The sequence below is a fragment of the Vibrio sp. B1FLJ16 genome, from assembly GCF_905175385.1.
GTDB lineage: Bacteria > Pseudomonadota > Gammaproteobacteria > Enterobacterales > Vibrionaceae > Vibrio.
The window spans coordinates 269,695-291,960 of the sequence record NZ_HG992750.1; the positions used below are offsets into that span (position 1 = coordinate 269,695).

A 22,266-nucleotide genomic window follows, 5' to 3' on the forward strand; every position below is an offset into this window, starting at 1 on the left:
CTTTGAGAGGGGTTTTGCCTCATTACCTCACTAAAGCACAATCGTATCTGCTATTAACTTCCCCGGTAGCTTGAATAAGAGAACGGAGATAACAGCAGAGGAATGTGGTAGTTACCCTCGTCATACACGTTGAAATTCACGTCTATAAGAGGAAAGAAAGCACTGCCAAATTGTGCGTCACAATATGGGGCGACAAGAAAACGCAGCGTATAACCTTGCTTTTCCAAAATGACTTCCGGAAATCTGGCGCGCCCGTCTTGATCGGTAATCGCCTCAGCAAGACAGGTTTGATCGCTGAGGCTAAATAACTGCACCTGAATACCGGCTGCAGGCTTGCCGTTCGCCGTATCTAAAACGTGGCAACTGAGTTGTTTCATAAAAAAGCTTCCATTCTGATTTTGCTGATTTTTTGCTGTTCTATTGCTGCTTGCTCTAACTCTTCATCACGAGAGCGATTTATGCGGGCCTTAAGTAAGCTGAGCATTTCTTCGGCACTCTTGTTGGTCGCACATACGATAAAAATGAATCCAAATTTGTCGAGGTACTCGCGGTTGAGTGTAAGCAGCTCATGCAACACATCGTTTGTCGCTTGCTTAACACTCTGCTGCTCTTTTTCACTCAGATCTTTGCCCTGTGAATATTTCTTTTTCAGGCTATTAAGATCGCCAATCATCGGGTGACCCGAAAACGCTTCGAGCCAATCGTTTTCTTTTAATTTAGTAAAAGCAATCTCGGCGCTGCGAAGTAAAGAGTCTGCTGAGTCAAACGGCATACGGATGTTCATTTCCTGCTGCCAACGCTGACTGGTACAAATTCTTTCGAGCTGCTCATCATTCAGACTTAAAGCTTGGTTTACTGCCCCCATTAATGACTCTCCTTGATATTTCTACGAGCATCATTGGCTTGTCGCCACTGTTCTTCGTTGTGATGCTTTTCATCTGCAAGCGCTGACGGTTTATTGCTTTGAAACAGGTTCATCAGTTGAGCAGAGACAGAGACTGCAACTTCCATCGGTAACTTGCCGGTGACATCAGGATGTCCGATAGGGCAGGTGAGTTGGCCGAGCAAGTTAATGTCAGTCAGTTGTTCTTTAAGACGGAATCTGAAACGCTGGCTTTTACCTTGCGAGCCAATTAAGCCAACATAAGCGAAGCGCTGGCTTTCGAGTGCTCGCTTAGTGATCTCAAAATCCAGAGCGTGATCTTGCGTCATGATCAAGACAAACGTTTTGTCTCGCAGAGTTTCAATCGCATCAGTCGGGTCAGCATACAGTTCAGTCTCTATCCCTTTTTGCGATAATGGCTCTAGCCATTCGGGTCGGCTGTCGATAACTTTTACACGGCAAGGTAATTCACTGAGAATACTGGTGATCGCTTGGCATACATGACCTGCACCGAAGATCGCCACTTGTGGCGTTTGTGTCTGAAAGAACTCGAACATAACCTGTACTGCTCCACCGCAGCACTGCCCGAGATCGGCAGATAATGCAAAACGCTCGATTAATGGCTCACTAAGCTGCTGTGAGAGGCTTTCACGTGCTTTTGCGATTACCTGATATTCCAGATTACCGCCACCAAGCGTATCAAACTGGCTTTGAGCAGAAATCACCATCTTTGCACCGCTGGAGCGTGGCACTGAACCGACATAAGCCAGAACGGTTGCGATACAGTACGCCTGACCTTGCTGCTCAAGCTGCTGGCAGGCGTCTAACCAGTTCATTCCAGGGTTAGACAAGTAAGTATCATTCTTCGACGACATAGGATTCCTCCTGCACTGATTGCTCTGCGAGCCACTGCTGCTGGTGCTCACAGGCATTGAGGATTTCTTCGCCTGTTGCTGGTGCGTTTAGAGTTGGTCTGTATTGATGCTGGCTGATAGAGGCCACGGCATCGTAAATCGCACACCACACACTGTTGGCATGCATAAATGGCGGTTCTCCCACGGCTTTCGAACGGTAAATGCTGTATTCCGGATTTGCCTGGTCGTACAGGGCTACGTGCATCTGTTTCGGGTAATCACCAATGGTCGGGATTTTGTAGTTCATCGGGCTGTTACTAAGCAGATGACCATTTTCACCCCAAACCAGTTCTTCGGTTGTTAACCACCCCATGCCCTGGATGAAAGCTCCTTCAATTTGCCCTTTATCTATCGCCGGATTGAGGCTGTTACCGACATCATGAAGGATGTCGACGTTATCGACGCGCATTTCGCCGGTCAGGGTGTCTATTGTGACTTCTGAGCAGGAGGCTCCGAGTGCGAAATAGAAGAACGGACGCCCCGTCGCAGTACTTCTGTCGTAGCCAATTTTCGGCGTCTGATAGAATCCGCTGGCAGAGAGGGAAATCCGGTTCAGATACGCTAGCTGAATCAGTTCCGCCCAGCTTACTGGCTGTTGGTATTTCGGAGAGGATTCAATACCAGTCAATTCGCCGTTGACGATATCAACCTGCTCCACTTGGTAATGGTCACTAGCGAAATCAAGCAAGCGTTGTTTGATTTCGATTGCGGCATTATGCGCCGCCATACCGTTCAGGTCGGCTCCAGAAGAAGCAGCAGTCGGTGAGGTGTTTGGCACTTTATCGGTACGGGTTGAGGTGACAAGTACCTTTTCCATATCAATACCGAACGATTGAGCGACAATTTGCTGAATCTTGGTGTGCAGACCTTGTCCCATCTCTGTACCACCATGTGACACCTGAAGTGTGCCATCGGTGTAGACGTGAATCAGAGCGCCTGCCTGGTTAAGGTGTGTTGCAGTAAATGCGATACCAAATTTAAGCGGTGTCAGCGCTAAGCCTTTTTTAAGCACAGGGTTATTTTGGTTCCACTTATTGACGGCTTCGCGGCGAGCGCGGTAGTCAGCTTGTTTTTCTAGCTGGCGCATGATGTCGAGCATGGCGCCATGTTGTTCGACTTCCATACCGTAAGGCGTGGTGGTTGCGCCATCGCGGTAGAGGTTTTTGTAACGAACATCGAGTGAATCTTGACCGACGTGAAGTGCTAAATCCTGCATCGCTTTTTCAATCGCCAGCATGCCTTGCGGACCCCCGAATCCACGGAATGCGGTGTGGGAAACCATATCGGTTTTAAGTCTGTTCCCGATCACACAGGCTTGCCCCAGCGAGTAAGCGTTATCCGCATGGAACATCGCACGATCGACAATGGCATCTGACAGATCAGGGGAGTGACCACATAATCCGTTTACTTCAACATTCGCAGCTATAATTAGACCTTGCTCATCTGCTGCAATCTGATAGCGGTTGTAGAAGGGGTGACGCTTGCCAGTGGCTGTCATATCTATTGAGCGAGGGAGCCTTATTTTTACCGCGCGTTTCGTATGATGAGCACCAAGTGAAGCCAGACATGCCCATTGTGCGGCCTGACTCTCTTTACCGCCAAAACCGCCGCCCATACGGCGCATGTCAACTGTGACGCGGTTGAAATCTATATCTAATACCTCTGCCACCAGTTTCTGCACTTCAGAAGGGTTTTGGGTTGAAGAGCGTACGAAGATACCGCCATCTTCGGTTAATTCGGCAAGGCTTACCTGACCTTCTAGATAGAAGTGCTCCTGACCGCCGACATGTATATCACCGTGAATATAAACTGGAGCTTCGTCGAAGACGGGCTGCTCATTTTTTTTGCCCATCTGATGAGGAGGCAGCAGCGGATCTTGTGCCACGGCTTTTGGGTAGGTCAGAGTGAGATCATCCGCTTCCTCGTACTCTACTTTAGCCTCCGTTGCTGCTTTCCAGGCAAGGTCGTGTGTTGTTGCCAGAATCAGAGCAATAGGTTGTCCGAAGTACTTTATCTCGTGGTTCAATGCCAGCAGGGGATCGCCTTTAAGGATCGTACCGATATCTTTTTCGCCGGGAATGGATGACTCAGTCAGTACTTTAACGACGCCTTCTGCGCCCTCAACCGTTGATAAATCAAGCTGGGTAATGCTTCCTTTCGCTATCGTACTGGTGACAACAGCAGCATGTAAGCAACCTGCCGGAGTTGCGTAGTCGTCGACAAAAAGGGCTTCACCACTGACTTGTTTGTCGGCGCTCTCGTGCTTATAAGATTTTCCCACGATTTGCTGGGATTCCGGGAGTATGGTTTGTCCGGATTCAACCTGAGTTAACTTACGCATCTTGCACCAACCTTGTCTCAATGCTCTGAGACTCCAGATAAAAACGTTTAAGCAGGTTCTGAACCAGCTTGACTCGGTAGATATTGGTACCTCGGACATCGCTCAACGGTTGGATTAACTGAGGTACCATTTCCTGTGCTTGCTGTACGACAGAGAGCGACAATGGCTTGCCTATGAAGAGGGCTTCCAGCTCCGCAAGGCGTATGGACTTCGCGGCAACACCGCCAGCGGAGATAATGCAGTTCGTCACAAGTTGATTACTGTCGAATGCCATGTTGAGACCTAATGTGACCGTCGCGATGTCATCTTCGTAGCGTTTACTGACTTTATAAATGGCGTGACGTTCGTTACTCGCCAGTTGAGGTAAGTGAATCGCGCTTATCCATTGATTTGGTTGGAGTGCGGTCTGGCGGTAGCCTGTGATGTACTCTTCCGGAGCCAGGAGTACTCTTTCCTTCCCATCGTCTAGCTCAATCAGGCCATGTAGGCTAATAAGCAGAGGAGCAATGTCGCCAATGGGAGAGGCATGACCCAAACTGCCACCAAGCGTTGCTCTGTGACGGATAGTCAGGCTTCCTAAGCGCTCAATCACTTCATCAGCCGTTGGAAAATACTGTTTAACGAATTTGTGAACCTGTGTCATCGGTACTGCTGCACCAATGCGCCAACCAGCAGACGTTTCGCTGATGGTCAGCAAATCATCGACATGAGACAAATCGATAAGCTGCGCCAGAGGTTTATGTTGTTGGGTTACCTCTAGCGATAAATCGGTACCGCCCGCAATCAGTTTTGCTTGTGGCATATCTTTGAGTGCCTGCGCAAGTTGCTGACGATTTTGTGGACGAGCATAGTCTGGTTCGTCTGTTGTGCTTACCGAGGCCATCCATGTTTTTACTTCAGGCTCATAGGCACTGAGCGGATCTTCAACTTCACTTGCCGCAATGGTGTTGGCGGCTTCAATCAGGGGGCCGTAACCTGTGCAGCGACACAAATTACCAGACAAAAAGTTGGTTGGATCTTGTGGTGCTTGCTCTTGTTTAGAAAGAGCGTAGAGCGACATAACAATACCCGGTGTACAAAATCCACATTGCGAGCCGTGATGATCAACCACAGTCTGTTGTACAGGGTGAAGCTGATTATTTTGTTTGAGGTGCTCGACGGTAATGATCTGTTTACCGTGCAGAGCGTGAATTGGTGTGATGCAGGCGTTAATTTGTTGGTAGTTCAGTTTTTGTCGATCATCAATATCAACCATTACCACAGTACAAGCGCCACAGTCCCCACTGGCACACCCTTCTTTAGAGCCAGTCATCTGTTTTTGTTCACGCAAGTAATTCAAAAGCATCGTGTCTGCTTTTGCTGATGTCACTTGAACGACATCATTGTTAATCATGAGCTCTAACATAACTTCCTCTGTTTATTCTATTTACGTTAAAAACCTGTCCATGCGGTCAACTCAAGAGCCCTAAATAGCCCGTGCAGTCGTGGTGAAAGCACAAGCTAACGTTCAATCTGCTAATGGTTTTATCCATGAACGAATTAGCAAATTTCCGGTAGGTAACAGCACTAAAGCAAAAACCTGACCAATTGGTCGTATTTTTGAAAATAACTTCTATTTTTAGTTTGAGGGCTTATATAACAAGCATAATAGGCGTGCCAGAAAACCCCAATATTGCGAGGGATCTGGTGGTCTGACAGGATTGTGTACAATTTTGGTGCCGCGTCTTGTATACATTGCACTTAATTGATGCAAGTTTACTTCGCTGAAAGACGGTGAAGGTTGATATCCGAGGCTAGATGAGCAATCTACGAGTTGGCGCGTATCTTGTAATGCGTACCTTTTAATTAAATTCGGTAAGCTTATAAAGACGTTTGGTGAGTAAGAGACTTAACCGTCTTTATTAAAATTAAAGTATTGTCGATTTAGCCAAGGACAAAGCATCGAAAGATAAGGAGTCAACTTGACTGTTGAAGCTGGGCAAAAGAAACGAACAAATGCTGGTGGGATCAGACGACGCAATGAAGAGTTAATATTACAGGCAGCTGCAGATGAATTCGTCAAGCATGGCTATAAAGGCACGTCTGTTCAGGCAATTGCAGATCGAGTGAATTTACCCAAAGCGAATCTACTTTATTACTTCAAGTCGAAAACTGGTATCTATAAAGCGCTATTGAAAGACATACTCACGTTATGGAACGATGGTTTTTCAGAGCAAGCTGCAACGTTGCCTCCTGAAGTTGTGCTGCGAAATTACATCATCGGTAAGATGCAATACAGTCGTACTCATCCCAAAGAATCTAAGATTTTCGCACAAGAGATCATCCAGGGTGCACCAATAATTGCTGATTCTGTCCAGTTCCCGATGGTTAACTGGGCTGCAGGCAAAGCAACTATCATTCAAACTTGGATAGAGCAGGGGCTGATTCGCCCCGTCGAGCCTTTACACTTGCTATTTCTGATCTGGGGAGCTACCCAGTTTTATGCTGACTTTGATACTGAAATCGAGTTAATCATAGGTGAGCCTTTGTCGGAACAAGAGTTCGAAAGCGCTCAGGAATTCATCGTTGATATGGTTTTACGAGGCTTGAAAGTGGCGGTTTAGTCTTGAGATTTCCGCTCTCATTATCTAAAGCTAAAAAACCTTTAATCGCTAACTTCTAGAGCTATTCTGGGATAGTTATGTTGGTTTCTAGCATCTACCAGTAATTCGCAACTACGTACACAACACAAACAACCAATGCATGTTAAAGTGGGGTGATATTATAAAAATTTTGTATTTCGTAGCGTATATATATCAATGGTCTGATTTTACACAACATTTTTTAAACAGTTTGTTGTCATAAAGAAATTTAAAACTAAGAAGGCAAATGCAAATAATCTCCAGAAGGATTTCTCCTACAGCCAACCAAGAATAGTCCTACATTCATTCTCTTCCTCATATGTAATATGTGTCATTCAAAGTCACATATTGTGACTTTGCTTCAAAAAATAGACTCATTGAAGGAGTGGGTAGTCATGAGTATGGCGGCCAATAACACCAATTACTTGAACAAAATAACAAAAATCATGTATGCCTTTGTTGGTATAGTCGTTGTCTCGTTATTAATTAATTTGCTTTACATTTCTAATAAGGTAATAAAGCCATCTAATGAAATAATAAAAAATGAATATATAGAAATTCAAAAAGAAGAAATATATAAAGAAGTGGAATTTGTTCTAAAAGCATTAGAAATATTAAAGGTAGATTATAATATTACAAGTTCATATATACCTGACAGAGTAAAGGATAAAGCTATATCAATTATAAATGAATATAATAAGAATAACGATAATTTTATATTTGCTTTGGATGAAGGATGGAATCTTATAATCCATCCGGACTCCAGCGTACTCAATTATTATAATGAAAACTATGGGCATATTATCTACGAGATAAAAAATGCGATAGATTCGGGTAATAATTGGGTAAGTTATGACAATAGCCCCAAAGGTGAGTTCGGTCATGATAAAAATTTGAAATATAGTTATGTTATCTATTTGCCTGAATGGGAAATGACGATTGGAAGTGGGTATTTATATGGTAGAATAAATAGTAACGCCGATAAGTTTATTCATAAAGTAAATATACTTGTTAATGATAATAAATTAAACATACTATTCATAAATCTGTTTCTTATTTTTATTACTGTTTTATTTTCTGTAGTTTCAAGCTTAGGGATAAGGCAAGAGATTGATGAGTATAATGAAGATATTTTACAGGGGAATGAGAAAATTCACAGAATGCTTTCTATTCTTGATAGTCATACAAATAGAGATCCTATTACTAATATCCCTAATAAAAAGTCCGCCGTTAATTTTTTAGATACAGTTAAGGAAATATCAAAAAACTTTAACTACTATGTTCATATTTTTGAAATAGATGGTTTTAACCATAAAAATTTGATATCAGGATGTAATTCTAGAGAGTCTATCTTAAAAGAATTCTCGATATCTTTAAAAGAAATAAAGCTGGATAATCAAAAGCTCTTCCATATTGAGTATGACAGGTTCGTTTTACTAACAGAAAATATTAAAGGTGGTACAGAAGAAACGCAGAGTATTATCGATAAATTAGATGAGAGCTTAAGTAATGTTTTACTTTGTGGAAACGTGAGTAAAATATCATTTGTTAGTGCGAACGTTAAGTTTGATAATAAGAATGAAAATTTCGACAGTATACTAGAGAAGGGAGAGTATGCTCTACGATATGCAAAATCTAATAAGTTAAATTATCTACACTACTCTGATGAAATTGAAGAAATTCGCGATAGAGAGGTTGGGTTATCCTTTGAGTTGATGTCAGCAATTCAAAAAGGTGAGTTATATGTGCATTATCAACCTCAGTTTTGTTCTAATAGTAATCAAGTTATAGGATTAGAAGCTCTCGTTAGGTGGAATAATAAAAACTACGGAGAAGTATCACCCGCAGAGTTTATCCCTTTAGCTGAAAATAAAGGTCAAATACATGATATTGGTAATTTTGTAATACGTAGTGCTTTAATTGATATGAAAAAAATTGGTGGCTTGGCAATGACTATCAATATATTGCCTGTTGAGTTGTTGTCCCCTAATTTTGAGAGCTTTATAAAATCAACGGTAAAAGACCTTAAGGTCGATACTAGTAAGTTGATTTTTGATATTACAAAACAGATTCTTGTAAATGATATAAATAAAGCATCAAAGGTGATGCATAACCTTAAAGATTTAGGCATTCGTTTTTCTATCAGTTCGGTTGGTATAGGACAATCATCTTTCAAGTACCTATGCGAACTCCCGATAGATGAAATAAAAATACCTTTAGAAATAGTTAAGAAAATTGACAGTCACAATAAATATCAGTCCTTCATTAAATCAGCTATTTATTTTGCTAACTTAACAGGGGTAAGAATTGTTCTCGAAGGTGTTGAAACGGAAAGTCAACATAAACATATTGCGGGTTTAACTAATGCTTATGTTCAAGGCTTTAATTTATCTAAAGCAAAGCCTTTAGATGAAATAGTTAAAAATATAAAATGAGAACGATATAGGATTAGGTGACAATGTCAAACCAAAGCATTAATAAAATGGTCATTGTTGGTAACAGTATCATTGCAGTTACCTTGATATTGTTGTTCATTATGCAGCATGCATCTATTGTTCTAGAGCAAAATGACTTGGACGCACGTTTGCAAGCTAGGGAATTAACCAAGGCCACATTAGCTATACAAAAAATGTCTGATGACATTACAAATATGACCCGCTCGTATGTGTTTACTGGTGATAAAAAATATAAGGACATACTATTCAGCATCTATAATTTCATATCTCCAGAAAACTCATGGCCAGTTAACTATCACTTCTACTTATCTCAGATGGAAGCTAACCTAAACTATAAAGTAAAGAGTAGTGATATTTTTGACATCGTTAAACACTTTGAAGACCTTGGTGTAAATGAATATGAGCTAAACTTATTAGTTGAAAGTAAGGATATTAGGCGTGATTTATATACATTTGAAATGGATGTCATTGCAATTTATGACTCTGGTAGTATTGAGCACGCGAAATCAATGGTGAACAGCAACTTTTATCTGATCGGGAAGAGAGAACTATCAAAGAAGTTATCGAGGCTAAACTCAATAATTAATTACAGGATTGAGCTGCAAAGTGAGTCAAAGAAATATACACAAAATATATTGAGTATATCATCATGCATGCTACTACTAGTTTTAATGACATTTTTTATAGCTTTTTTTAATAAAACTAAAAAACTTATAAGTTTTAATATTAATTCTATAGAATTATGGAGTGATAAAATATCTAAAGGTCAATACAATTTAGCGTTAAATACAAAAGTGCTGAAAGAATTTGTCCCTTTAACCAATTCGATAAAAAGTTTGTCGAAAAATACGGCCACTTTAGTTCATAAACTGCAAGATATTGCAGAGCGGGACGAGTTAACTGGGATGCCAAACAGGCGTGCTGCGATAGACTTTTTAAAGCAAAAACAAAAAGAAGTTGCTCGCTATTATTCACTGTGCAGTATTATTCTTATAGATATCGATTATTTTAAGCGAATCAATGATACCTACGGGCATCCAGTGGGGGATGAAATTTTGATTAATGTGGGGCGCTTGATATCAAAATATTCACGCGATTCTGACTGCGCTGCTCGTCTGGGTGGGGAAGAGTTCATGGTTATCGCGCCACAAACCGATCTCAATTCTGCTTATATACTGGCTAATAAACTCAAAACAAAAATTGAAAGTTACATACATCATTGTGGCCAACATCAAATTAAAGTCACAATAAGTAGTGGGGTTTCAATACTCGTCGCTGCTGGTAGTGTTGAGCAGACCTACAAACAAGCTGATGATGCATTGTATCTCGCTAAAAAACTCGGTCGAAACAATGTTCAGGTTTATTCTTCTTCGAGCGATTCAGATAGCGTTGTTAGCGCCACTAATGAGGGGATTAAGGCTAGGGAATGAGTAAAGTCACCGTTGAGGCGGTAAAATAAGTTAGCCGGTCAAATAAAAAGGCGAGACTGTTAAACAATCTCGCCTTTTTCAAGAAATAATGTAACGCATGCGGCTGGCAAAGTCGTTACGGCTTGCAAAAGCTTGTGCTAACTCCGCATCACAAACGTGGCAAGCGTAAAGCAAACTGCATCACTAAGCAGAAGAATCAGTGTTTACTGATTTCTTCTGCGTCTATACCCCATAAGACCTAGCATTAACATACCAGCACCGAATGTGGATAGTGCTGCAGGCTCAGGTACCTCAACCGTTGTTACACGAGACAGACTTAAGTCGACGCTGATTTCACTATTCTCAATATCGCCTGTGCTGTCTAAGTTAAAGATTGCCTGAAATGCCCCAACGCTTGCCCAGTTGATATCTTCATAATCATCGAACCAAGCGATTGGGATAATGGCATCGTACAAGCCACCGTCATTGATGTCACCAAATGTACCAAAATCAAGCACATGCTTGACGAAGACTCCGTTCATTGCATCATCCGTCCAGACAATTAACTGAACAGGTGCAATAATATCATTGGAAACATCTTCAAACAGAATTCCTGTCGTACCTGACCAGTCAGCACCCCCTAAGCCGTCGACGTCAACCCCTGTTGCCCAGTTACTGCCGACACTGTTCATACCATCATAGGTTACGACTGCGAAGCCTTTAACAAGATCATCAAGTGTCGCACTGAATCGTCCGTTGGATACCTGAACATGAATCCCAAGAGAATCATCATCCTCTACGTCTTCTACACCGTTATCAACTTCCTCGACGTAGATATCTCTATAGCCGCCTAAGATATCAGTACCACCAGTACTGATTTGGCTGGCAGCGCCACCCCCACCTACAACGTTGTCAAAGACAGGGCCTTGATTAGTAGAAAAATCATCTATTAAGATTTCCGCAGCCTGTGCATTAACATGCAAAGCCAAAGCACATGCCATAACGGACAACGCTCTAATAAATTTAAACATATATATCCCTCTATATCTTATCTTCATCTTATTTAGAGAATGCAAAGTAACGTATGCTTTGCCAGCCTGGTGCAACAGGATGCTTACTTTGTGCCAGGTAGAGGGGGTTCTATTTATTATCTATAAATAGCAACTGGTTATGGTTGATTTGGTTTTGGGTTGGTAAGTGTTTGATTTTATGGTATGGCATACAGTGTTAAATAATCTGACACTCATCCTCAGTTGCTTTTTACGCTTTGTCGAATTCCTTTACACCGCATGACCGAGGAATTTAGGTACACATATATTGTGTAGGGAGGGGGAAGGTATACCCAATATGCAGGTTAGTTGACCTAGCATACAGGGTATCAGAGGAGAGGGGCGAGTTAAGCGCGACAATCTTGGTTGGGTGTTACATTCGTTCATATACTTTGTTTGCTGGTAACTTCCATCACCTTTAACTTTGATAAAGTGGAATAAAAATATCGGCGTTTCTATTTTGCCCACATGCAGAATCACACGATTTTCCATGTAATTGAGAATAAACAACCCGGGCAGAAGCAATAATGAGAGCGTACGTAAATGTCACTCTCGATTATGCCGACGTATTCAGTGAGTAACCTCTATGGCCTGGAGTTCAGGACTGTATTTCTGCTGGCAGATGTGATGTTGCCAAATTACATTTCGGGAGTATGGCAGCGTTTAATCTCTTCAATCAGTGCGTTAGCCAATGGTGTCGCTGAGCTGTTCTTTAAGGTGATTAGCATCACCGGAATCTGATACGTATATTTTTCGGGCAGGATAGGTTTAAGCAGCCCTTTACTAACCCAACTGCTGGCGTAGTGCTCGGGCAGATAGCCGATAAACTCACCCGATAAAATCAAATGAGCAATACCCTCATCGTGATAAGCGATGGCACTGTTCTGGTAGTTCAGTTCATCGTTACGCGTCTCTTTATCTCGCGTATAGTTACTGGTGATCACTTCAGCTTGTTGCAGAAGCGTGTCAGTTTTAGCTGGATCACAGTCGAACAACGGGTGGCCTTTGCCACAATATAAATAGTTAGTTTCATTGTGCAGCGGGTGGTAATCGAGTCCTCTTAACTGGTGACGGCTGACGCCTATACCAACCAGCGAGCGGCCATTTACCACTGATGTTTCTACTTCGCGAGCCTCACACACGTTAATGTCGAATTGTAAATTATTGCTCTTGTTTTTTAACGCAGAAATCACCTCTGCTAAATGACAGCGAGGGTCGTTAATTAAGGTGTCGATTATGGCGATCGTCACCCGGCCTGAGAGTTCGTTTTTGGAAGTTGCTACTGTCGCTGCAAAGGCTTCACACTGCTGGAGTAGCTCCAGTGACGCCTGATAGGTTACGCGCCCGGCTTCAGTTACCTCAAAGCCGCTCCTGCCTCGCTTACAAAGCTTGAGTCCAAGACGTAATTCCAAATCCGATAAATGAGAACTAATCGTTGAGCGACCTATGTTTAAACGGGATTCAGCAGCAGATAACCCTCCGCACTCGACGATAGCAACGAATATTCTAAGCATACGTAAATCAACATCTTGAACCTGCATGGCCTTCCATCACCTGTATAGTTTTAATCTTTAGTTCGAAAAAATCGGAATAAACTACGAACATTATGCTTTTATAAAACATCCAGAGCAAGTTAGCATACCCGCATAAGTAACCTAAGATATCCCGATAACATAGAAAGAGTTGGCTATTCCACTGAGTTATTTCCCTTGGACTTGCGCTCGAGACAGCTTTCTGAATCCTTCATCCTGAAGTTTTTTGGGTATCATCATTTAGCAGTAAGTTAGGAGAACAAAATGACGTTTAGATATGGTGTAGACCGACTAAACCTTGATATTGTAAATGGAATCGCTGACGGCAGTATCAAAGCCGAACTGTGTGAAGAAGCTTTAGATAAAATTAATACCAGCCGTCGCAATGTTGACGTGATGGCTGCTTCAGACAAAGCGGTGTACGGCATCAATACCGGTTTTGGTCCTTTATGTGATACTCAAATCTCACCTGAAGAGACGCATCTGCTACAAAAAAACCTCCTTATTACTCATGCGGTTGGTGTCGGTGAGCCGATTGCTAAACCAATCTCTAAGCTAATGCTGATCACTAAGGTTCACGCGTTAAGCCAGGGTTTCTCAGGTATTCGCCTGGAAGTCGTTGAACGTATGTTGGCGTTTATCGAACTTGATCTTATTCCTGTTGTACCAGAGCAAGGTTCTGTAGGTGCATCGGGTGACTTAGCACCGCTTTCTCATCTGTTCTTACCACTAATTGGTGAAGGTGAGTTCTGGCAGGGCGACAGTATCGTTCCTGCTGCTGAGGCGCTACGTGAACACGGCCTTGAGCCGCTTGAGCTGCACGCGAAAGAAGGTCTGGCGCTTATCAACGGCACACAGTTCATTCTGTCTCACGCTATTACTGGTCTAACCAAAATGCGCTATCTGCTTGATCTGGCAGACCTGGCTGGTGCGATGAGTATTGAAGGTATGCAGGGCAGCAGCTCTCCATTCCGTGAAGAGCTTCACCTGACTCGTGCTTTTGCTGGTAACCTTGAAGTTGCAGCTCGTATGCGCCGATTCTTCAAAGACTCTGAAAACATGGCTTCACACACTGATTGTGATCGTGTGCAAGACCCATATTCACTGCGTTGTATTCCACAAGTACACGGTGCGTCTCGCAACGCATACAATCACCTGAAAGAACTTGCTGAAATCGAAATGAACTCTGTAACTGATAACCCGATTGTTATCAGCTCAGAAGAAGCGATTTCTGGTGGTAGTTTCCACGGCCAACCACTGGCGATGGTACTGGACTACGCATCAATTGCAGCAGCAGAACTTGGTAACATTGCAGACCGTCGCTGTTACCTGTTGCTTGAGGGTTTACATGGCCTGCCGCGTCTTCTGACGAGTTCAGGTGGTCTTAATTCAGGCATGATGATCCCGCAGTATGCGACTGCAGCGTTAGTAACTGAAAACAAATCACTTTGTTTCCCGCCTTCTGCTGATAGCGTGCCAACCTCTATGGGTCAGGAAGACCACGTTTCGATGGGTAGCATCTCTGGACGTAAACTTAACCAGATTCTAGGTAACCTGGAAAAGATCTTCGCTATCGAACTGATGTATGCTGCACAAGCTATCGACTTCAGACGTCCGAACAAATGTTCAGACCTGATTGAAGAAAACTTCCAGATTATCCGTGAGAAGGTTGCCAAGCTTGAAGAAGACCGACTGCTGAAGCCTGACATCGACGCGATGATCAAACTTGTTAAAACACAAGCATTTAATGTGAACTAAGGGAGATGGTAACAGTGTTAAATTTTCAAGAACAGATTAAGCAAGGCATCCCTGGCACACTGCCGGAAGCAAGACCGTATCCGGCTGGTGTAAACCGTGCGCCAAAGCGTAAAGACATTTTATCTCCTGAAGAAAAGCAATTAGCTATTCGTAACGCATTGCGCTATTTCCCGAAAGAGTGGCATCAGGAACTGGCTGCCGAGTTCGCTCAAGAGCTGAAAGATTTCGGCCGTATCTACATGTACCGTTTCAAGCCGAACTACGACCTGAAAGCGCGCTCTATCGCTGATTACCCAGCAAAATGTGAGCAAGCAGCGGCTATCATGCTAATGATCGACAACAACTTAGATCCAGCAGTAGCGCAGCACCCAGAAGAGTTAATCACTTACGGTGGTAACGGTGCGGTATTCCAGAACTGGGCACAATACCTGCTGACAATGAAATATCTGAGTGAGATGGAAAGCGATCAAACGCTACACCTGTACTCTGGTCACCCAATGGGTCTGTTCCCGTCTTCAGAAGAAGCGCCTCGTGTTGTTGTAACTAACGGCATGATGATCCCGAACTACTCTAAGCCAGATGATTGGGAAAAATTCAACGCGCTAGGCGTGACTCAATACGGTCAGATGACGGCGGGTTCGTTCATGTACATCGGTCCACAGGGCATCGTACACGGCACGACAATCACAGTAATGAACGCATTCCGTAAGGTACTGGAAAAAGATCAAAGCCCGAAAGGTAAGATCTTCCTGACTGCGGGTCTGGGCGGTATGAGTGGTGCTCAGCCTAAAGCAGGTAACATCGCTAACTGTATTACTGTTTGTGCAGAAGTGAACCCGAAAGCGGCGATCAAGCGCCACGAGCAAGGTTGGGTTGATGAGCTTGTTGATAACATGGACGCGCTAGTAGAGCGTGTTCGCGAAGCTCAAGCTAACGAAGAAGTAGTTTCTATTGCCTTCATCGGTAACGTGGTTGAAGTATGGGAAACTTTCTACGAGAAAGACATTTTCGTACACCTAGGCTCTGACCAAACGTCACTACATAACCCTTGGTCAGGCGGTTACTACCCAGTAGAGATCAGCTACGAAGAGTCGAACCGTCTTATCCGTGAAGAGCCAGAAGTGTTCAAGGTAAAAGTACAGGAAACTCTGAAGCGTCACGCTGATGCAGTCAACAAGCACACTGCTCGTGGTACTTACTTCTTTGACTACGGTAACGCATTCTTGCTTGAAGCCTCTCGCGCTGGTGGCGATGTGATGGCTGAAAACGGCATCGACTTTAAGTACCCGTCATACGTACAGGACATTCTTGGTCCTATGTGTTTTGACTATGGTTTTGGTCCATTCCGTTGGGTTTGTACTTCAGGTAAACCAGAAGATCTAGATCGTACTGATGAGATTGCTGCAGAAGTGCTAAGCAAGATCATGCAAGAGTCGCCAGAAGAAATTCAACAGCAGATGCAAGACAACATCACTTGGATCAAAGATGCGAAGCAGAACAAACTGGTAGTTGGTTCTCAAGCTCGTATCCTTTACGCTGACGCGCAAGGTCGTATGGAAATCGCGAAAGCATTTAACGATGCGATCAACCGCGGCGAAATCGGTCCTGTGGTACTTGGTCGTGACCACCACGACGTAAGTGGTACAGATTCACCGTTCCGTGAAACGTCAAACATCTACGATGGCAGCCGCTTTACTGCTGACATGGCGATCCACAACGTGATTGGCGACGGCTTCCGCGGCGCTACTTGGGTTTCTATTCATAACGGCGGCGGTGTAGGCTGGGGTGAAGTAATCAACGGCGGCTTTGGTATGCTGCTTGATGGTAGTGACAATGCAGAGCGCAGACTGAAGTCTATGCTGTTGTTCGATGTGAACAATGGTATCGCACGTCGTAGTTGGGCTCGTAACAAAGAAGCGAACTTCGCTATCAAACGCGAAATGGAAAGAACACCTAAGCTAAAAGTAACGTTAGCTAACCAGGTTGACGATGACATCATCGATAACTTGTCGTTCTAAGTAATCCAAAAGCTGGCTCGAATAACGGGTCAGTACAGCGATTCTAAACATCAAAAAGGCAGCGAAATTTTTCGCTGCCTTTTTGGTTTGTATTGTTGTGAGAACACATCGTAAGAGAAGCTATGAAAAGTGTCAGTGCACTTTACATTACGCCGTATTCTATAAGTGCGAGCATTTTCTAATTAATTAACACTCCCTGCCTAATTAACTGTATTTCGGCGACAAAAAATAACGAGTATGCCATCTGGCATGAAATAAGCATTTCGTTGCAATGAGTTGGTTGGCGTACGTCGTTTTGTATTAACAGATACAAGGTAAAGATATAGAGGGAAATATATGAAATTAGTTAAAACGTTAGCTGTTATGGCTTGTGGCTTACTTTTGCATGCGAATGCGCAGGCAGACGAGATATTGATTGATGATTTTTCTACCCTTCAGGGGCCAGTTAGTGACTTAGTCGTTGGTGGTGGAGGGGCTTCCAATCAAATCAGCTCTGTTGGTGGTGACATACTAGGTGGTTATCGTGATATCTATGTTGAAGAAGTCGATAACGGTATTGATACGGGGGACGACGCTTCTCTGGGGATTCATGTCCAGGTTTCTAACGGTCGATTTAGTGCCACACTTGATGACCTTGTTAAAGGTTATGCTGTCATCACCTATGATGGCGCGAATGAGGTAGGTAGCAACTGGGAAGGAAATGTAGATACTAACGGCTTAGGTAGTCAGGACTGGTCTGACACCGCTTACTTCTCATTTGAAGAAATCTCTAATGACATCATCGCCCCCGTTCAGTTAATCGTCTGGACCAATGACAACGAAGATGGAGTGACTTTTGTTAAGCACATTGCTGACCTTACAACCGACGGTGATATCAATGATGGCGGTTTATACGACTCACAAACCTCTCTTAGCGAGTTTGCGGACGCCGGCAGTATCAACTGGGCGAGTGTAGGGGCGTTTCAGGCCGTATTTAACCTAGACAGTACCGGAAACCTTGACAACAGTGAAATAAGTGTCGATTTAAGTTTGTCTCGCGCGGTGCTGGTAACTGAGGTACCAGAGCCAGCTGCGCTATCCATGTTTGGTGCGGGCATGCTGATGTTAGGTTTTGTGGGATACAGACGCAGGAAGAATCAGTAAACACATTGATTCTTTCAGTTAGAAGTGCAGTTTGCTTTATGCTTGCTATGCGTTGAGCGAAGTTAGTACTAGCTGTAGCGAACCGAAACGACTATGCCAGCCGCTTTTGATATTGTTTATGAAAAACGGTGAGACTGAATGACAGTCTCACCGTTTTTAATTCATTCAAGCCCTTCCCCTCCACCCAACACGAGTCATCAACTTGTCTGAACAGTGTCAGGCTATTTTACATTGCACGTTTATTTTTTAGCTAAAGCACACTCTAGTTAAAGGCGAGCTCAGCCTAATTAATTGTTATTAAGACACAAATAAAAAATAACCAACACTTGGTATGAAATAAGCATCAGCTTGCACTGGAGTTGTCTGTATGTATTGGTTTCTTTGAATTCACTTAAACAAGATGAAGATAAGATATAGAGGGATATATATGAAAATTATTAGAGCGTTATCTGTTATGACTTGTGCAGTGCTTTTGCATGCGAATGCACAGGCAGCGGAAATCTTGATTGATGATTTTTCTACCAATCAAGGCCCTGTAAGCGACTTAGTTGTTGGTGGTGGTGGGAATTTTAATCAAATCAGTTCTGGTGGTGGTGACATACTTGGCGATTATCGTGATATCTACGTCGAGGAAGTTGATAACGGCATTGATCCGACTAAGGCGGCGGATGATCCTTCTTTAGGGATTCATGTCCAGGTATCAAATGGACGATTTAGCGCCACACTCGATGACCTTGTTAAAGCTTATGCGGTCGTAACTTACGATGGCTCGAACGAGGTTGGCAGCGATTGGGAAGCCGGTGTCGATGTTGATGGTTTAGGTGGTGTGGATTGGACAGGTACGACCGGATTCCAGTTTGATTCTGTTTCTAATGACATTGTTGCGCCCGTTCAGTTGATTATCTGGACGAACGACAGTGGGGATGGGGTTACATTTGTTAAGCACGTCATGGACTATGACACCCTTGGTGATATCAATGATGGTGGTTTATACGATGCCTTTTTCTCTGTAAACGGGTTCGCTAACGCAAGTAGCATCAACTGGGCTAGTGTGGGGGCATTCCAAGCTATATTTAATTTAGACACTACTGGGGACATTACTCATAGTAAAGTAGCCGTCGATTTAAGCTTAGCTCGTGCGACGGCGGTTCAAGTACCCGAGCCAGCTGCGCTGTCCATGTTTAGTGCTGGTGTGCTAATGCTCGGTTTTGTGGGTTACAGACGCAGAAAAATCAGTAAACGCTGATTTATACTCAGTAATGCAGTGTATTACGTTTGTAATGCTTTTGAAGCGAAGTTAGCACAAGCTTTGAAACTATAGCGACTTTGCCAAGCGCTTTCACTAAACATTTATGAAGAAGGGCGAGACTGTGTGGCAGTCTCGCCCGTTTTGTATATGCGGCAAATTCACCCGAATCAACAATTATCAATCCTATCCAACTGTCCTCACAGCATCATAGCGAGCATAAAGCACAGCATAAACAGCCTGGCTTATTGTCGATTTATTTTACATTGTACGGTATATGTTGAAGGTAAAGACTCGCCAATTAGAGAGTATCCCCATCCTAATCGATTGTTATTAAGTAACAAAGGCTAATCAGAATGCCATCTGGCACAGAATAAGCATTACCTTGCATTGAGTTGGTTGGCATAAATTTCTTTGAATTCACTGAAACAAGATGAAGATAAGATATAGAGGGATATATATGAAAATTATTAGAGCTTTATCCGTTATGACGTGTGCTTTGCTGCTCCATGCAAATGGGCAGGCAGAGGAAATTTTGATTGATGACTTTTCTACTAATCAAGGCCCGGTTAGTGATTTAGTCGTGGGTGGTGGTGGCAGTTCCAGTCAGATCATTTCTGGCGGTGGTGACATACTAGGCGAGTATCGTGATATCTACGTTGAGGAAGTCGATAATGGTGTCGATCCAACTAAGGCAGCGGATGATCCTACTTTAGGAATTCATGTCCAGGTATCCAGCGGGCGATTCAGCGCGACACTTGATGACCTTGTTAAAGCCTATGCAGTGGTAACCTATGATGGCGCGAATGAGGTGGGTGGTAACTGGCAGACGGGTGTAGATGTTGACGGCTTAGGCGGAGACGACTGGACCGGTACGATTGGATTCCAGTTTGAAGCTGTCTCTAATGACATCGTTGCGCCTGTTCAGCTAATCGTATGGACGAATGATAGTGGGGATGGGGTTACGTTTGTTAAACATGTCATGGACTACGACACTCTGGGCGACATTAACGGTGACGGTTTATATGACGCGTTTTTCTCTGTTGACGGGTTCGCTGACGCCGGCAGTATTAACTGGGCCAGTGTGGGGGCATTTCAGGCAGTATTTAATTTGGATACGACCGGCGATCTTTCTCATAGCAAAGTCAGCGTTGATTTAAGTCTCGCTCGTGCGACGGCGGTACAAGCTCCTGAGCCAGCTGCGCTATCTATGTTCGGTGCAGGTGTGTTAATGCTTGGTTTTGTAGGATACAGGCGTAGAAAAGATCAGTAGACGCTGATTTTTTTACTCAGTTATGCAGTTTGTTTGGCGCTTACCATTCTTATGTAGTGAAGTAAGCACAAGCTTCTGCAAAACGTAACAATTTTGCCAGCCGATTTCATTTCTCATTTATGAATAAGGGCGGGACTTTATGACAGTCTCGCCCTTTTTATTTTTGCAATAAATTCAGCTATCTCAATAGCTGTTAGCCCAACAGGACTGTCCCGCAAAGTATGTTAGTACCAAAGCGTTTTTTCAGGATTACAAAACCAGTCAAATAGAGTGTCAGGCTATTTTACATTGTACGGCATATCGCCAAGGTAAATCCTTTATTAATCAAATAGAAAATAACCCTAATCAATTGTTATTCATAAATAAAGTTCAAACGGAATAGTGTTCGGCCTGAAATGTGCATTATGTTGCATGGTTGGCAAATAAAACCCTACTTAGCATTAATCAAAAATAAGATGAAAATAAGATATAGAGGGATATATATGAAAATTATTAGAGCTTTATCTGTTATGACTTGTGCTTTTCTTTTGCATGCAAATGCACAAGCATCAGAAATATTAATTGACGACTTTTCTACTAATCAAGGTCCGGTAAGCGACACAATAGTAGATGATATGGGTAGTTCCAACCAAGTCAGTACTGCTGGTAATGACATAGTTGGCGGCTATCGTGATATCTACGTCGAGGAGGTTGAGAATGGTGTCTTAAATAAAGAAGGTGATGCATTAGGTGATGATCCTACTTTAGGTATCCATACTCAGGTATCGAATGGCCGATTCAGTGCGACACTTGATGATCTAGTTAAAGCCTATGCAGTGGTAACCTATGATGGCGCAAATGAAGTAGGTAGTAACTGGGAAACCGGCGTGGATGTTGACGGTTTAGGTGGAGAGGACTGGACAGGTACTAGTGGCTTCAAGTTTGAAGATACTTCAAATGATATCGTTGCTCCCGTTCAGTTAATTGTCTGGACGATGATGCAATGGACGGAGTCTTCGTTAAGCATATCCTTGATTTCGGAACCTTTGGTGACGTTAATGATGGCGGTTTATATGATGCTATCATCCCTATCGTTTGGTTTGATGACTATGAAGATATCAACTGGGCGAGCGTAGGTGCGTTTCAGGCAGTATTTAACTTAGACAGTACTGGTAACATTGATAATAGTGAAATCAGTGTCGACTTAAGTATCTCTCGTGCAGTGGCAGTTGATATACCTGAACCAGCAGCGCTATCTATGTTCGGTGCAGGTGTGTTAATGCTTGGTTTTGTGGGATACAGACGCAGAAAAGATCAGTAGACGTTGATTCTTTTTCTCATTATGCAGTTTGCTTGATGCTTAAGAAGGTTGTGCAGCGACGTTAGTACAAGCCACTGCATACCATGAAGACTTTGCCAACCATTTTCATTCTATTATTAGCTAAAACGGCGAGATTGTATGGCAGTCTCGTCGTTTTTATTTGTATCGTTCGGACCTGTGGAGCTCATTCACGCAATAGGCTCATATCGTTTTTTAGTGAGTATTAAACCGAGTTGATAGGAACGTAATAATAACTCATTGAAGTGTCAGCATTTTTTACATTTTACGGTATGAGGTAAGAATAAATACCTTTCAGTCAACCG

16 protein-coding genes are annotated in these 22,266 nt (G+C 43.2%); 9 read left to right on the top strand and 7 right to left on the bottom strand.

The features are described from left to right. Window positions 1-53: 53 nt before the first annotated feature. Genes uraH through xdhA form a run of 5 tightly spaced genes read right to left on the bottom strand, consistent with a single transcriptional unit; the run spans window position 54 to window position 5,543 of the window. Window positions 54-377, bottom strand: a complete 324-nt coding sequence (gene uraH, locus KHN79_RS15340) for a hydroxyisourate hydrolase (protein WP_182010197.1) — start codon at window positions 375-377, stop codon at window positions 54-56. Further along, on the bottom strand, window positions 374-865 hold the full coding sequence (locus KHN79_RS15345; protein ID WP_182010196.1) for a 2-oxo-4-hydroxy-4-carboxy-5-ureidoimidazoline decarboxylase: 492 nt from the start codon (window positions 863-865) through the stop codon (window positions 374-376). Before KHN79_RS15345 ends, uraH begins: the two co-directional genes overlap by 4 nt. Beyond that, a complete protein-coding gene (xdhC, locus tag KHN79_RS15350) occupies window positions 865-1,758 on the bottom strand; it encodes a xanthine dehydrogenase accessory protein XdhC (protein ID WP_182010195.1) in 894 nt (297 codons plus the stop codon). Before xdhC ends, KHN79_RS15345 begins: the two co-directional genes overlap by 1 nt. After that, window positions 1,742-4,138, bottom strand: coding sequence for a xanthine dehydrogenase molybdopterin binding subunit (xdhB, locus tag KHN79_RS15355; protein WP_182010194.1), 2,397 nt, complete (start codon window positions 4,136-4,138; stop codon window positions 1,742-1,744). The genes xdhC and xdhB overlap by 17 nt, the downstream gene beginning before the upstream one ends. Next, window positions 4,131-5,543 carry a xanthine dehydrogenase small subunit gene (xdhA, locus tag KHN79_RS15360; protein ID WP_182010193.1) on the bottom strand — a complete coding sequence of 471 codons (1,413 nt, stop codon included), beginning with the start codon at window positions 5,541-5,543 and terminating at the stop codon, window positions 4,131-4,133. The genes xdhB and xdhA overlap by 8 nt, the downstream gene beginning before the upstream one ends. A gap of 556 nt (window positions 5,544-6,099) precedes the next feature. Between xdhA and KHN79_RS15365 the strand changes: the two genes are divergently transcribed. The 3 genes from KHN79_RS15365 to KHN79_RS15375 all read left to right on the top strand — a co-directional run bounded on the left by KHN79_RS15365 (window position 6,100) and on the right by KHN79_RS15375 (window position 10,645). Next, on the top strand, window positions 6,100-6,741 hold the full coding sequence (locus KHN79_RS15365) for a TetR/AcrR family transcriptional regulator (RefSeq protein WP_182010192.1): 642 nt from the start codon (window positions 6,100-6,102) through the stop codon (window positions 6,739-6,741). Between the two features lie 413 nt (window positions 6,742-7,154). Next, window positions 7,155-9,194, top strand: a complete 2,040-nt coding sequence (locus KHN79_RS15370; RefSeq protein ID WP_182010191.1) for an EAL domain-containing protein — start codon at window positions 7,155-7,157, stop codon at window positions 9,192-9,194. A gap of 23 nt (window positions 9,195-9,217) precedes the next feature. Further along, on the top strand, window positions 9,218-10,645 hold the full coding sequence (locus KHN79_RS15375) for a GGDEF domain-containing protein (RefSeq protein ID WP_182010190.1): 1,428 nt from the start codon (window positions 9,218-9,220) through the stop codon (window positions 10,643-10,645). Between the two features lie 203 nt (window positions 10,646-10,848). On the opposite strand, the gene KHN79_RS15380 is transcribed toward KHN79_RS15375, so the two are convergent. Then, complete coding sequence (locus tag KHN79_RS15380) at window positions 10,849-11,655, bottom strand: hypothetical protein (protein ID WP_182010189.1); 807 nt, start codon at window positions 11,653-11,655, stop codon at window positions 10,849-10,851. Window positions 11,656-12,311: 656 nt separating this feature from the next. Then, window positions 12,312-13,214 carry a LysR family transcriptional regulator gene (locus KHN79_RS15385; RefSeq protein ID WP_182010188.1) on the bottom strand — a complete coding sequence of 301 codons (903 nt, stop codon included), beginning with the start codon at window positions 13,212-13,214 and terminating at the stop codon, window positions 12,312-12,314. Window positions 13,215-13,469: 255 nt separating this feature from the next. Between KHN79_RS15385 and hutH the strand changes: the two genes are divergently transcribed. The 6 genes from hutH to KHN79_RS15415 all read left to right on the top strand — a co-directional run bounded on the left by hutH (window position 13,470) and on the right by KHN79_RS15415 (window position 21,758). Beyond that, window positions 13,470-14,963, top strand: a complete 1,494-nt coding sequence (gene hutH / locus KHN79_RS15390) for a histidine ammonia-lyase (RefSeq protein WP_182010187.1) — start codon at window positions 13,470-13,472, stop codon at window positions 14,961-14,963. Window positions 14,964-14,968: 5 nt separating this feature from the next. Continuing rightward, on the top strand, window positions 14,969-16,981 hold the full coding sequence (locus tag KHN79_RS15395) for a urocanate hydratase (protein WP_182010186.1): 2,013 nt from the start codon (window positions 14,969-14,971) through the stop codon (window positions 16,979-16,981). A gap of 336 nt (window positions 16,982-17,317) precedes the next feature. Next, window positions 17,318-18,124 carry a PEP-CTERM sorting domain-containing protein gene (locus tag KHN79_RS15400; RefSeq protein WP_182010185.1) on the top strand — a complete coding sequence of 269 codons (807 nt, stop codon included), beginning with the start codon at window positions 17,318-17,320 and terminating at the stop codon, window positions 18,122-18,124. A 427-nt stretch (window positions 18,125-18,551) separates the two neighbouring features. Beyond that, window positions 18,552-19,370 (top strand): PEP-CTERM sorting domain-containing protein, encoded by an 819-nt coding sequence (locus tag KHN79_RS15405; RefSeq protein WP_182010184.1) that lies wholly within the window; start codon window positions 18,552-18,554, stop codon window positions 19,368-19,370. 460 nt (window positions 19,371-19,830) lie between these two features. Further along, window positions 19,831-20,643: a PEP-CTERM sorting domain-containing protein gene (locus KHN79_RS15410; protein ID WP_182010183.1), complete on the top strand. Its 813-nt coding sequence runs from the start codon at window positions 19,831-19,833 to the stop codon at window positions 20,641-20,643. A gap of 614 nt (window positions 20,644-21,257) precedes the next feature. Next, on the top strand, window positions 21,258-21,758 hold the full coding sequence (locus KHN79_RS15415; RefSeq protein ID WP_211907299.1) for a hypothetical protein: 501 nt from the start codon (window positions 21,258-21,260) through the stop codon (window positions 21,756-21,758). The last annotated feature ends 508 nt before the right edge of the window (window positions 21,759-22,266 follow it).

Bases quoted from the DNA above. Each gene is read 5' to 3' on its own strand.
- KHN79_RS15385 (WP_182010188.1), bottom strand. From the start codon at position 13,214: ATGCAGGTTCAAGATGTTGATTTACGTATGCTTAGAATATTCGTTGCT.
- xdhA (WP_182010193.1), bottom strand. From the start codon at position 5,543: ATGTTAGAGCTCATGATTAACAATGATGTCGTTCAAGTGACATCAGCA.
- KHN79_RS15405 (WP_182010184.1), top strand. From the start codon at position 18,552: ATGAAAATTATTAGAGCGTTATCTGTTATGACTTGTGCAGTGCTTTTG.
- KHN79_RS15395 (WP_182010186.1), top strand. From the start codon at position 14,969: ATGGTAACAGTGTTAAATTTTCAAGAACAGATTAAGCAAGGCATCCCT.
- KHN79_RS15400 (WP_182010185.1), top strand. From the start codon at position 17,318: ATGAAATTAGTTAAAACGTTAGCTGTTATGGCTTGTGGCTTACTTTTG.
- xdhB (WP_182010194.1), bottom strand. From the start codon at position 4,138: ATGCGTAAGTTAACTCAGGTTGAATCCGGACAAACCATACTCCCGGAA.
- KHN79_RS15415 (WP_211907299.1), top strand. From the start codon at position 21,258: ATGGGTAGTTCCAACCAAGTCAGTACTGCTGGTAATGACATAGTTGGC.
- hutH (WP_182010187.1), top strand. From the start codon at position 13,470: ATGACGTTTAGATATGGTGTAGACCGACTAAACCTTGATATTGTAAAT.
- xdhC (WP_182010195.1), bottom strand. From the start codon at position 1,758: ATGTCGTCGAAGAATGATACTTACTTGTCTAACCCTGGAATGAACTGG.
- uraH (WP_182010197.1), bottom strand. From the start codon at position 377: ATGAAACAACTCAGTTGCCACGTTTTAGATACGGCGAACGGCAAGCCT.
- KHN79_RS15410 (WP_182010183.1), top strand. From the start codon at position 19,831: ATGAAAATTATTAGAGCTTTATCCGTTATGACGTGTGCTTTGCTGCTC.
- KHN79_RS15370 (WP_182010191.1), top strand. From the start codon at position 7,155: ATGAGTATGGCGGCCAATAACACCAATTACTTGAACAAAATAACAAAA.
- KHN79_RS15345 (WP_182010196.1), bottom strand. From the start codon at position 865: ATGGGGGCAGTAAACCAAGCTTTAAGTCTGAATGATGAGCAGCTCGAA.
- KHN79_RS15380 (WP_182010189.1), bottom strand. From the start codon at position 11,655: ATGTTTAAATTTATTAGAGCGTTGTCCGTTATGGCATGTGCTTTGGCT.
- KHN79_RS15375 (WP_182010190.1), top strand. From the start codon at position 9,218: ATGTCAAACCAAAGCATTAATAAAATGGTCATTGTTGGTAACAGTATC.